10 protein-coding genes are annotated in these 12,368 nt (G+C 71.2%); 6 read left to right on the top strand and 4 right to left on the bottom strand.

The annotated features are described in order from the left end of the window. The first annotated feature begins 54 nt into the window (after positions 1–54). Positions 55–2,544: an alpha-L-arabinofuranosidase C-terminal domain-containing protein gene (locus ASD48_RS40820; RefSeq protein ID WP_057606982.1), complete on the top strand. Its 2,490-nt coding sequence runs from the start codon at positions 55–57 to the stop codon at positions 2,542–2,544. Positions 2,545–2,601: 57 nt separating this feature from the next. On the opposite strand, the gene ASD48_RS40815 is transcribed toward ASD48_RS40820, so the two are convergent. Beyond that, a complete protein-coding gene (locus ASD48_RS40815) occupies positions 2,602–3,261 on the bottom strand; it encodes a hypothetical protein (protein ID WP_057606981.1) in 660 nt (219 codons plus the stop codon). Positions 3,262–3,387: 126 nt separating this feature from the next. Between ASD48_RS40815 and argC the strand changes: the two genes are divergently transcribed. The 5 genes from argC to ASD48_RS40790 are packed head-to-tail and all read left to right on the top strand — an operon-like array spanning position 3,388 to position 8,262. After that, positions 3,388–4,416, top strand: a complete 1,029-nt coding sequence (gene argC, locus ASD48_RS40810; protein WP_057606980.1) for an N-acetyl-gamma-glutamyl-phosphate reductase — start codon at positions 3,388–3,390, stop codon at positions 4,414–4,416. Continuing rightward, positions 4,413–5,564, top strand: a complete 1,152-nt coding sequence (gene argJ, locus ASD48_RS40805; protein ID WP_057606979.1) for a bifunctional glutamate N-acetyltransferase/amino-acid acetyltransferase ArgJ — start codon at positions 4,413–4,415, stop codon at positions 5,562–5,564. The genes argC and argJ overlap by 4 nt, the downstream gene beginning before the upstream one ends. Further along, positions 5,561–6,502, top strand: coding sequence for an acetylglutamate kinase (gene argB, locus ASD48_RS40800; protein ID WP_057606978.1), 942 nt, complete (start codon positions 5,561–5,563; stop codon positions 6,500–6,502). Before argJ ends, argB begins: the two co-directional genes overlap by 4 nt. Further along, positions 6,499–7,686: an acetylornithine transaminase gene (locus ASD48_RS40795; protein ID WP_057606977.1), complete on the top strand. Its 1,188-nt coding sequence runs from the start codon at positions 6,499–6,501 to the stop codon at positions 7,684–7,686. The genes argB and ASD48_RS40795 overlap by 4 nt, the downstream gene beginning before the upstream one ends. Positions 7,687–7,716: 30 nt before the next feature. Then, positions 7,717–8,262 carry an arginine repressor gene (locus ASD48_RS40790; RefSeq protein WP_057606976.1) on the top strand — a complete coding sequence of 182 codons (546 nt, stop codon included), beginning with the start codon at positions 7,717–7,719 and terminating at the stop codon, positions 8,260–8,262. A gap of 637 nt (positions 8,263–8,899) precedes the next feature. Here the strand turns inward: ASD48_RS40790 and ASD48_RS40785 are convergent. The 3 genes from ASD48_RS40785 to ASD48_RS40775 are packed head-to-tail and all read right to left on the bottom strand — an operon-like array spanning position 8,900 to position 12,217. Further along, entirely contained in the window at positions 8,900–9,700 is an 801-nt protein-coding gene (locus ASD48_RS40785; RefSeq protein WP_242432874.1) for an FAD:protein FMN transferase, read from the bottom strand. After that, entirely contained in the window at positions 9,693–10,778 is a 1,086-nt protein-coding gene (locus ASD48_RS40780) for an FMN-binding protein (RefSeq protein ID WP_057606975.1), read from the bottom strand. Before ASD48_RS40780 ends, ASD48_RS40785 begins: the two co-directional genes overlap by 8 nt. A 56-nt stretch (positions 10,779–10,834) precedes the next feature. Further along, positions 10,835–12,217, bottom strand: a complete 1,383-nt coding sequence (locus tag ASD48_RS40775) for a ferredoxin reductase family protein (protein WP_057606974.1) — start codon at positions 12,215–12,217, stop codon at positions 10,835–10,837. Between the last annotated feature and the right edge of the window lie 151 nt (positions 12,218–12,368).

Genomic DNA, 12,368 nt, shown 5'->3' with positions numbered 1-12,368 from the left:
CTGATCATCGTCTGATATTTCGAACAACTCGCCTTATCGAGCCGCGGAGTATTCATGCCACGCAGCACCACCCGCACCCGCTGGAGACTGGGCCTCACCGCCACCGCCCTCCTGACGGTCACCGCCCTCGTCCCCGTTCCGGCGCACGCCGAGGCCGTGACCGACTACGCCATCACCGTCGATCCCACCGCCAGGGGCGCGGAGATCGACGACTCGATGTACGGCGTCTTCTTCGAGGACATCAACCGGGCGGCCGACGGCGGCCTGTACGCCGAACTCGTGCAGAACCGGTCCTTCGAGTACTCCACCGTCGACAACCGGTCGTACACCCCGCTGACCTCCTGGACGGTCGACGGCGCCGCGCAGGTCCTGGACGACGCCGGCCGCCTCAACGACCGAAACCGCAACTACCTCTCCCTGGGCGCCGGTTCCTCCGTGACCAACGCCGGCTACAACACCGGTGTCCGGGTCGAGCAGGGCAAGAGGTACGACTTCTCGGTGTGGGCCCGCGCCGAGAACGGCAGCACGCTCACGGTGAGCCTCCAGGACGCCGACGGCGCGCTGGCCACCGCCCGCAAGGTCACCGTGCGCGGTGACGGCTGGGCACGTTACCGGGCCGCCTTCACCGCCACGCGCACCAGCAGCGACGGCCGTCTGTCGGTGGCCTCCTCGGCCGCGGCCGCCCTCGACATGGTGTCCCTGTTCCCCCGCGACACGTACAGGAACGAGTCCAACGGGCTGCGCAAGGACCTCGCCGAGAAGATCGCCGCCCTCCACCCGGGCTTCGTGCGCTTCCCCGGCGGCTGCCTGGTCAACACCGGTTCCATGCAGGACTACAGCGAGGCCTCCGGCTGGCAGCGCGCCCGCTCCTACCAGTGGAAGGACACCGTCGGGCCGGTCGAGGAGCGCGCCACCAACTCCAACTTCTGGGGCTACAACCAGAGTTACGGGCTCGGCTACTACGAGTACTTCCGCTTCGCCGAGGACATCGGCGCGATGCCGCTGCCCGTCGTGCCGGCCCTGGTGACCGGCTGCGGCCAGAACCGGGCCGTCGTCGACGACGCGCTGCTCAAGCGCCACATCCAGGACACCCTGGACCTCATCGAGTTCGCCAACGGCCCGGTCACGTCCGCCTGGGGCAAGAAGCGGGCCCGGATGGGCCACCCCGAGCCCTTCCGCCTCACGCACCTCGAGGTCGGCAACGAGGAGAACCTGCCCGCCGAGTTCTTCGCCCGCTTCGAGCAGTTCCGCGCCGCGATCGCGGCGAAGTACCCGGACATCACCGTGATCTCCAACTCCGGTCCCGACGACGCCGGTGCCACCTTCGACACGGCCTGGCAGCTCAACCGGGACGCGGGCGTCGCGATGGTCGACGAGCACTACTACAACAGCCCGCAGTGGTTCCTCCAGAACAACGACCGCTACGACACCTACGACCGCAGCGGTCCCAAGGTCTTCCTCGGCGAGTACGCCTCCTGGGGCAACGCCTTCAAGAACGGGCTGGCCGAGGCGGCCTTCATGACCGGCCTCGAGCGCAACGCGGACGTCGTCGAACTCGCCTCCTACGCACCGCTGTTCGCGAACGAGGACTATGTGCAGTGGAGCCCGGACATGGTGTGGTTCAACAACCACGCCTCCTGGAACTCGGCCAACTACGAGGTCCAGAAGCTGTTCATGACGAACGTCGGCGACCGGGTGGTGCCGTCGACGGCCACCGGGACCCCGTCCCTCCAGGGCCCCATCACCGGCGCCGTCGGCCTGTCGACCTGGGCCACCGGCGCGGCGTACGACGACGTGCGGGTGACCGGCGCGAACGGCGAAGCGCTGCTGAGCGACGACTTCTCCGGCGACGCCTCGAAGTGGACGCACACGGGCGGCGGCAGCTGGTCGCTCCAGGACGGGCAGTACGTGCAGAGCGACACCGCCGCCGAGAACACCATGGTCTCGGCCGGTGACGTCGGCTGGCACGACTACGACCTGCATGTGAAGGCCACCAAGACGTCCGGCAAGGAGGGCTTCCTGGTCGCCTTCGGCGTCAAGGACACCGGCAACTACTACTGGTGGAACCTCGGCGGCTGGAACAACACCCAGTCCGCCGTCGAGCAGGCCGTGGACGGCGGCAAGTCGACGCTGGTCTCCAAGGCCGGGTCCGTCGAGACCGGCCGCGCCTACGACATCGACGTCAAGGTGCGGGGCCGCCAGGTCACCCTCTACCTCGACGGCCAGGAGTGGGGCAGCTTCACCGACGACAAGCCGGCCGAGCCGTTCCGCCAGGTCGTGACCAAGGACAGGAAGACCGGCGATCTGATCGTCAAGGTCGTCAACGCCCAGTCCACGGACGCCCGTACGGCGATCGACCTCGGCGGTGCCAAGGTCGCGTCCAGGGCGAAGGTGACCACGCTGGCCGCCGCCCCGGAGGCGGTCAACACGGAGACCGCGACCGCGGTCGCACCGGTGACCTCCACCTTCAGCGGGGTGGCCGGAGAATTCACCTACACCTTCCCGGCGAACTCGATCACCTTCCTGCGGATCAGACAGCGTTAGCGCGTCCCGGCGGGTGCGGGCGATCGAGGCCCGCACCCGCCGGCCGTCCACGGCCCCTCAGACGCCCTTGCGCCGGAACCAGCCGCGCTTGGGCGGCGGCAGGTGCGGCAGCGTCCGCGGGTCGGCCGGCCCGCCGAACGGCGGCAGGGCCTTGAAGCGGTCGTCGAAGGTGATCGTGGGCGTGATCCGGTTCAGGGCGGCGCGCACGAGGGTGAGCGGATGGTCGGGAAACCCGGCGTCCCACTGTTCGTGGTCGCCGACGTGGTACGGCAGACCGCCCGGCTGTCCGTCCGCGTAGGGGTGGGGCCGGAAGTAGTCGGCCGGACCCACCTGCGCCATGATCACGGCCTCCCGCATCCCGGTCGTGGCGCCCTCGGCGGCCTGTACCTTCACGACCGTGCTGGACCCGGCCCGCGGCACGGTCCAGGAGCCGAGGAACGCCTGGCCCGGCCGGCTGCCCAGCGGCATCTTGACGAGCTGGCGCACCGCCGGCACGCCGTCCACGGAGCCGGGCACCGCCTCGATCAGCCCGCCACCGGCCCCGGCCACGAGCTGCGCGAGGCCCGCCCCGAGCCGTTGCGGCTCGTGCAGCGCGGCGGGCAGGTCCGGGATCAGCGGGAAGAAGTGGACCGACAGGACGAGCCCCGCCGTGTCGGTCCACACCCCCGGCTCCCGCTCGGTGAAGCCGGTCAGGTCCAGGCTGGTTATCGGTGTCATGGCGATCACCGGGTCGAGGTTACGCAGCCCCCCGGCCCGGGCAAAGATCGCTCCGGGCCCTGCCGATGCATGGATTGCATAAACGTGCAGCGAAACGTATAGTCATGCCATCCAGGAGGAGGAGTCATGGTGGTACGTGCGGCGGTGGCCGGAGCGAGCGGGTATGCGGGCGGAGAGCTGCTGCGCCTGCTCCTCACGCACCCCGAGGTCGAGATCGGCGCCCTGACCGGCAATTCCAACGCGGGTCAGCGGCTGGGCGCGCTCCAGCCACACCTGCTGCCGCTGGCCGACCGCGTCCTCCAGGAGACCACCCCCGAGGTGCTCGCCGGACACGACGTCGTCTTCCTCGCCCTGCCGCACGGCCAGTCCGCCGCGGTCGCCGAGCAGCTCGGCCCGGGGGTGCTCGTCGTCGACATGGGCGCCGACTTCCGGCTGACGGACGCGGGCGACTGGGAGCGGTTCTACGGCTCCGCGCACGCCGGGACCTGGCCCTACGGCCTCCCCGAACTGCCCGGCGGCCGCGCGGCGCTCACCGGGTCAAGGCGCATCGCGGTCCCGGGCTGCTACCCCACGGCCGTCTCGCTCGCGCTCTTCCCCGCGTACACGGCGGGCCTCGCCGAGCAGGAGGCCGTGATCGTCGCCGCCTCCGGCACCTCGGGCGCCGGCAAGTCGCCCAAGACGCACCTGCTGGGATCCGAGGTCATGGGCTCCGTCTCCCCGTACGGCGTCGGCGGCGTCCACCGGCACACACCCGAGATGATCCAGAACCTGAGCGCGGCGGCCGGGGAGCCGGTCTCCGTCTCCTTCACACCCACCCTCGTGCCGATGTCCCGCGGCATCCTCGCCACGTGCAGCGCCAAGGCGAAGCCCGGCGTCACCGCCGACTCCGTCCGCGCCGCCTACGAGAAGGCCTTCGCCGACGAGCCGTTCGTCCACCTGCTCCCCGAGGGGCAGTGGCCCGCCACGGCGTCCGTCCACGGTTCCAACGCCGTTCAGGTGCAGGTCGCGTACGACGCGGCCGCGGGCCGGATCATCGCCATCAGCGCCATCGACAACCTGACCAAGGGCACCGCCGGCGGCGCCCTCCAGAGCATGAACATCGCCCTCGGGCTCGACGAGACCACCGGGCTTTCCACGATCGGAGTCGCACCGTGAGCGTCACGGCAGCCAAGGGATTCACGGCGGCGGGCATCGCCGCCGGGATCAAGCAGAACGGCAACCCGGACCTGGCCCTCGTGGTCAACACCGGGCCCCGCCGCGCGGCCGCCGGCGTCTTCACCTCCAACCGTGTGAAGGCCGCGCCGGTGCTGTGGTCCGAGCAGGTCCTCAAGAGCGGCCAGGTGTCCGCCGTGATCCTCAACTCCGGCGGCGCCAACGCCTGCACGGGACCGAAGGGCTTCCAGGACACGCACGCGACCGCCGAGAAGGTCGCCGAGGCGCTGGGGCTGGGCGCGGGTGAGGTCGCCGTCGCCTCCACCGGACTCATCGGCGTCCTGCTCCCGATGGACAAGCTGCTGCCGGGGGTCGAGACGGCCGTCGGACAGCTCTCCGAGCACGGCGGCGAGAAGGCCGCCATCGCCATCAAGACCACCGACACCGTCCACAAGACGTCCGTCGTCACCCGGGACGGCTGGAGCGTCGGCGGCATGGCCAAGGGCGCGGGCATGCTCGCCCCCGGCCTCGCCACCATGCTGGTCGTCCTCACCACCGACGCCGACCTCGACAGCGAGACCCTGGACAAGGCGCTGCGCGCCGCCACCAGGGTCACCTTCGACCGCGTCGACTCCGACGGCTGCATGTCGACCAACGACACCGTGCTGCTGCTCGCCTCCGGCGCCTCCGAAGTCACCCCGGGATACGAGGAGTTCGCCGCCGCCGTACGGACCGTCTGCGACGACCTCGGCCAGCAGCTGATCCGGGACGCCGAGGGCGCAAGCAAGGACATCAAGGTCGAGGTCGTCAACGCGGCGAGCGAGGACGACGCCGTCGAGGTGGGCCGCTCCATCGCCCGCAACAACCTCCTCAAGTGCGCTATCCACGGCGAGGACCCCAACTGGGGCCGGGTGCTCTCCGCCATCGGCACGACCGGGGCCGTCTTCGAGGCCGACCGGCTCAACGTCGCCATCAACGGCGTCTGGGTCTGCAAGAACGGCGGCGTCGGGGAGGACCGCGAGAAGGTGGACATGCGCTACCGCGAGGTGCACATCGTCGCCGACCTCGCCGCCGGCTCCGAGACGGCCACCATCTGGACCAACGACCTCACCGCCGACTACGTCCACGAGAACAGCGCGTACTCGTCATGAGCACTACCCGCAAGCACACCGCCCTGCCCAAGGCCCAGATCCTCATCGAGGCGCTGCCCTGGCTGACCCGGCACAACGGCAGGACGGTCGTCATCAAGTTCGGCGGCAACGCCATGATCGACGAGGACCTGAAGGCCGCCTTCGCCCAGGACGTCGTCTTCCTGCGCCACGCCGGCCTGCACGTCGTCGTCGTGCACGGCGGCGGCCCGCAGATCAGCGCCGCCCTCGACCGCCACGGCATCGTCAGCGAGTTCAAGGCCGGCCTGCGGGTCACCACCGAGGACGCCATGGACGTCGTACGGATGGTGCTCGCCGGACAGGTCCAGCGCGAGCTGGTCGGGCTGCTGAACCAGCACGGGCCGCTCGCCGTCGGGCTGACCGGCGAGGACGCGCACACCATCACCGCCACCAAGCACCAGCCCGAGATCGACGGCGAGTTGGTCGACATCGGGCGGGTCGGCGAGATCACCGCGATCGACACGGGCGCCATCGAGGCGCTGCTCGCCGACGGCCGCATCCCGGTCGTCTCGTCGATCGCCCGTTCCCAGGACGACGGACATGTCTACAACGTCAATGCTGATACGGCGGCTGCGGCACTCGCTGCGGCACTGGGGGCCGAAACCCTCATGGTCCTCACGGACGTCGAGGGCCTCTACGAGGACTGGCCCAACAGCGACGAGGTGATCAGCCGCCTCACGGCTTCCCAACTGGAGAAGCTGCTGCCGGAGTTGAGCTCCGGGATGGTCCCGAAGATGGAGGGCTGCCTGCACGCCGTGCGCAACGGCGTGAACACCGCCCGGGTCATCGACGGGCGGGTCCAGCACTCGATCCTGCTGGAGATCTTCACCGACGAGGGCATCGGCACCATGGTCGTGCCCGACGAGAAGCCGCACGCAGAGCCGGCCGCACAGCCGGACGCACAGGGGGAGCCGTCATGAGCAACGAGGAACTGACCGCGCGGTGGCAGAGCGCGCTCATGAACAACTACGGCACCCCGCTGCTGCCCCTCGTACGCGGCGCGGGCAGCCGGGTCTGGGACGCCGACGGCAAGGAGTACCTCGACTTCGTCGGCGGCATCGCGGTCAACGCGCTCGGTCACGCCCACCCGGCCGTCGTCGAGGCCGTGAGCCGGCAGATCGGCTCCCTCGGCCACATCTCCAACTTCTTCATGGCCGAGCCGACCGTCACGCTCGCCGAACGGCTGCTCCAGCACTTCGGCCGGGACGGCAGGGTCTTCTTCTGCAACTCCGGCGCCGAGGCCAACGAGGCCGCCTTCAAGATCGGCCGGCTGACCGGGCGGACCCACGTCGTCGCCACCGAGGGCGCCTTCCACGGCCGGACCATGGGCGCGCTCGCGCTCACCGGCCAGCCCGGCAAGCGGGACCCGTTCCTGCCGCTGCCCGGCGAGGTCACCCATGTGCCGTTCGGCGACGCGCAGGCGCTGGCCGCCGCGGTCACCGACCGGACGGCGCTCGTCGTCCTCGAACCGATCCAGGGCGAACTGGGTGTCGTGGTGCCGCCCGCCGGCTACCTCAAGGCCGCCCGCGCGATCACCGCGGCGACCGGCGCCCTGCTGGTCCTGGACGAGGTGCAGACCGGCGTCGGCCGGACCGGGCACTGGTTCGAGTACCAGGCCCACGAGGGCGTCCTGCCGGACGTCGTGACGCTGGCCAAGGGCCTCGGCGGCGGACTGCCGCTGGGCGCGACGATCGCCTTCGGGCGGGCCGCCGAGCTGCTGCGGCCCGGCCACCACGGCACCACCTTCGGCGGCAACCCCGTCGCCTGCGCCGCCGGTCTCGCCGTTCTCGACACCATCGAGAACGAGGGGCTGCTGGACAACGTCAAGCGGCAGAGCGAGAAGTTGCGGACCGGAATCGAGGGTGCGGGCCACTCGTTGATCGATTATGTCCGGGGAGCGGGCCTGCTCCTGGGTATCGTGCTCACCGAGCCCCGCGCGCCCCAGGTGCGGGTGGCGGCTCAGGAGGCCGGATTCCTGGTGAACGTGCCCGCCCCCGACGTCGTCCGGCTGATGCCGCCGCTGAACCTCGGCGACGACGAGGTGGAGGCGTTCCTCGGGGCGCTGCCCGGAATCCTCGACGCAGCCGCGGCGAGCGGAGAGTGACGATCCGGAGAACCGGAGAATGAGACGACGATGAGTCAGGCGCAGGAACATGAGCAGCCGGGCGCGGGCGGGGCCGCCGTGCCGCAGACCCGCACCGCGCGTCACCGCCGGATCGTGGACATCCTCAACCGCCAACCGGTGCGGTCGCAGAGCCAGTTGGCGAAGCTGCTGGCGGACGACGGGCTGAGTGTCACGCAGGCGACGCTGTCGCGGGACCTGGACGAGCTCAACGCGGTGAAGATCCGCAACAACGACGGCGACCTGATCTACGCGGTGCCCAGTGAGGGGGGTTTCCGGACCCCCAGGGCACCGCTCGGGGAGTCGGCGAAGGAAGAGCGGATGCGGCGGCTGTCGCAGGAGCTGCTGATCTCGGCGGAGGCGTCCGCCAACCTCGTGGTGCTGCGCACCCCGCCGGGCGCGGCCCAGTTCCTCGCCTCGGCGATCGACCAGGCCGAGCTGCAGGACATCCTCGGGACGATCGCGGGCGACGACACGTTGCTGCTGATCAGCAGGGAACCGGCGGGCGGACAGGCGCTGGCGGATCACCTGCTGCGGCTTGCCCAGAACGGCCACTGACCGGCCCCCTGCCCAGTACGGCCACTGACCGGCCCCTTGCTCAGTACGGCCACCGAGCGGCCCCTTGCTCAGTACGGCCACCGAGCGGCCTCGCCGAGCGGCCACCGAAGGGCTGCTCGGCGGCCGATGAGGGGTCGGCGTGGCCCCAGGCCGTCAGGGCAGGGTTGTGCCACCCGCCCAGACCGGCCACGACCGAGGCGACCGGCCACGTCGGCAGGCCACGGCTCCGGGACGGTCGGCCACGGCTCCGGGTCCGCAGGTCACGGTTTCCGGGTCGACCGGGCACGGCTCCGGGTCGGCGGGTCGCGGCTCGGCCGAGGCGACGGGCCACGGCTCCGGGCCGAAGGGTCGGGCCGGCAGGCCACGGCATAGCCAAGGCGGCGGGGCCAGGGCTCCGGACCGAACGGCCGCGCCGATCGGCCACGGCTCCGGGTCGGCAGGTCGCGGTTTCCGGGTCGGCAGGCCACGGCCCCGGGCCGGTCGGGCACGGCTTAGCCGAGGCAACGGGCCACAGGTCCGGGTTGCCAGGTCRCGGTTTCCGGGTCGRCAGGCCACGGCCCCGGGCCGGYMGGSCACGGCTCAGCCGAGGCGACGGGCCGCGGCTCCGGGCCGAAGGGTCGGGTCGGAAGGCCACGGCTCAGCCGAGGCGGCCGGCCAGGCCCCCCGTGCAGCGCACCTCGTCGCCCGCCGTGATCAGCAGTGCCTCCACGTCCGGCAGGGACTCCAGCCATCCCAGCGCCTCGCGCGAGCCCATCGCGAACGCGGCCGTGGCCCAGCAGTCCGCCCAGGTCAACTGTGGTGTCACCACCGTCACGGCGACCAAGTCGGTCACCGCGGAGCGGCCCGTTCGCGGATCCACGATGTGGGCGCCCCGCTCCGCCGTACCGGAGGTCGCGACGGCCAGTTCGTCCGCTCCCGCCGCCGAGACCACCGCGGCGAGACCACCCGGGCGCAGCGGGTCCGACACCCCGACCCGCCACGGCCGCTCGGGCCCGGGGACACCGAGCAACTGCACGTCCCCGCCGCCGTTGACGCTCACGCCGCTCACACCGGCCGCCGCGACCAGCCGGGCCGCGCGCTCGGCGGCCCAGCCCTTCACGATGCCGGTCGGGTCGAGCCGGCCCTGGTAGCGCATGCTGAACCAGCCGTCGCTCACCCGCTCCGCCTCGGCGCCCAGCTCCAGCACCTCGGCCACTTCCGGATCGCACTCCTCGACGGTCAGCTCACCGCGTACCAGCCGGGACACCTGGCTGTCCTCGCGATAGGTGCTGAACACCTCGTTCACCCGGTGCAGCGAGGCGATCGCCTCGTCCAGCGCCGCCCGCACCGCCTCGGGCTCCCCGCCGCGGATGTCGAAGGAGAAGACGGTCCCCATGACCTCTTCCGCGTGACGCAGCACGGCGGGAGCCGGCGCCGACTCGGCCACGGCGTCAGCCACCGGCCTGGTCCAGCGCCGACTGCAAGGACTTCTTGTAGCCCTCGCTGGTGAAGGTCGCGCTGGAGACGGTGTCGATGTCGGCGCTGCCGGCCGCGACCGCCGCCGCGTTGAGCTTCGGGATGGCCAGCTCGGTCTTCTGCGAGCTGGTGCCGCCCTTGGGCGCCTGGACGGCCTCCGCCTTGGTGATCTTCCCGTTGGCGACCGTGATCCTGACCTGGACCGCGCCGTACTGCGTCTGTGCGACGCTGCCGGTGACGGTCTTGGCCTGCGCGGCCCCCGAGGAGGCCCCCGCGTCGCCGGACCCGGACGACGAACCCGCCTTCGCCTTCGCCTTGTCCAGCGCCGACTGGAGGGACTTCTTGTAGCCCTCGCTCGTGTAGGTCGCGCTGGAGACGGTGTCGATGTCGGCGCTGCCGGCCGCGACCGCCGCCGCGTTGAGCTTCGGGACGGCGAGCTCGGTCTTCTGGTCGCTGGTGCCGCCCTTGGGGGCCTGGACGGCCTCCGCCTTGGTGATCTTGCCGCCGGCGACCGTGATCCGGACCTGGACGGCGCCGTACTGCGTCTGGGCCGCGTCCCCGGTGAAGGTGCCGGAGGCCTGCGCGCTGCCGGAGCCCTGGGAGGCCCCGGAACCGGCGCTGGCGTTCGCCTTGTCGATCGCCGACTGGAGGGACTTCTTGTAGCCCTCGCTGGTGTACGTGGCGCCCGACACCGTGTCGATGTCCGGGCTCTGCTTGGCGACCACGTCGGCGTTGAGCTTGGGAACGGCCAGCTCGGTCTTCTGGGAGCTGGTGCCGCCCTTGGGCGCCTGGACCGCCTCGGCCTTGGTGATCTTGTTGTTGACGACGGTGATCCGGACCTGCACGGCCCCGTACTGCGTCTGCGCCGCGTCACCGGTCATCGTTCCCGACACGACCGCCCCGGCCCCGCCCTGCGCAGCTTCCTGCGCCGCCGCGCCCGCGCCCGCCGCCTGCGCGGCGCCCGGGTCGGACGACGGCTTCAGCGACAGCAGCAGCACGATCCCGGACACGGTGGCGGCGGTGGCGAGTACGACGCGCCGAAGAGGGTGGCTCTTCCTCATCTCTTCCTGAGCTCCTGATTCCCGTTGGTGGCGAGGTTTGAGTGAGTACGGGTCGCTCACATCTCGAACGACTCGTGGTGGATGCGGCGGGCGGGAACCCCGGCGCCGCGCAGTGCCTCGTACACCCCTCGGGCGAAGCCGTTGGGTCCGCACATGAAGACGTCGTGGCTGTCGATGTCGGGGATCTTCCGCTGGAGGGACTCCGCCGAGATGTCGGGGCGCTCCCCGTCTGGGCTGTTCACGGCGTACATCAGCCGCGCCCCCCGCTCGTCGGCGATCTTCGCCAGCTCGTCCCACAGCGCCAGATCCTGAGTGCTGTTGGCCCGGTAGAGAAGGGTGATGTCACCGGCCGCGCCAGGCAGCGTCTCGAACAGCGCCCGCATCGGCGTGATGCCGACCCCGCCGGCCACCAGCAGCACCTTGCCGCGGCTGCGCCGGGACGCCGTCATCGCACCGTACGGACCCTCGGCCCACACCTTCGTGCCGGGCTGCAGCTCACGCAGTGCCGCGCTGTGGTCGCCGATCGCCTTGACGGTGATCCGCAGGAGGTCCGGGCGGGGGGCCGCCGACAGCGAGTACGGGTGGGAGCTGAACCGCATCCCCGGCGACATGAACCGCCACCGGAAGAACTGCCCGGCCTCCGCGCCCATCCGGTGCAGCTTGCGCCCGCCGATCAGCACCGACACGATGCCCGGCGTCTCCTCGATGACCGCCTCGACGCGCAGCCGGTGCCGCAGGTTCAGCCGGACCGGCACGATGATGCGATACCAGACGACCAGCGCGGTGACCGAGCCGTACAGCGCGTACCAGACGGTCTTCGCGGTCGGCTCGATCGCGAAGTCGTTGCCGGTGGTGATCTGGTGCCAGAACGTCAGGAACACGGCCGCGTACGTCATCAGATGGATGTGGTACCAGGTGTCGTACGGCATCCGGCGGCGCACGGGTCCGATGGACACCAGCCCGATGAGCAGGAACAGGCCGGTGCCGATCGCCGCCTTGCCCATGTCCGGCAGCTGGTTGATGGAGTCGATCGTCTGCTGGACGATGTCCCCCAGCGTCTTGCCGGCCTGGAGCGCGTACCCCCACATGATCAGGAACACATGCGCGAAGACCAGGCAGAGCGTGTACCGGCCGCTCATCGCGTGCCAGCGGGCGACCCGGTCCGAGCCCACCCGCCGCTCCAGCGCGGGCACCCGTGCCATCTGCAGCACCACGAGCGCCATCAGGTACCCGGCGAGGAGCCCGGTGATCCGTCCCGCGTTGAGGATCTTGCTGTTGTCGTCCGCGATGTTCGGCGTGTTGGCCCACCACAGCCACAGCACACCCGCCGCGCCCGCCCATACGGCGAGCAGCAACGGGACGGCCGGGGAGCGGCGCGGGCGGATGCGGCGCATCGTCTGGCGGCGGGCGGCACGGCCGCCGGCGATCGTCGTGGTCACTGTTCCTCCGTGGATACGGACCCTTGGCCCTCAGATACGGGCCACGGGGGCGGAGTGTTCAGCCATCCGCGCAGACCGTCACCGGACGCGACCACCGGGAATGCTCGCGCGGCCGTTCGCGCCGGGGCGGCGTGCTGCGGCGCGGCCTCGC

The sequence above is a fragment of the Streptomyces sp. Root1310 genome, assembly GCF_001426425.1.
In the GTDB taxonomy this organism is placed as follows: Bacteria; Actinomycetota; Actinomycetes; order Streptomycetales; family Streptomycetaceae; genus Streptomyces.
Note: the sequence above shows the minus strand (reverse complement) of the source record. Positions and strands in the feature narration are given on the sequence as shown.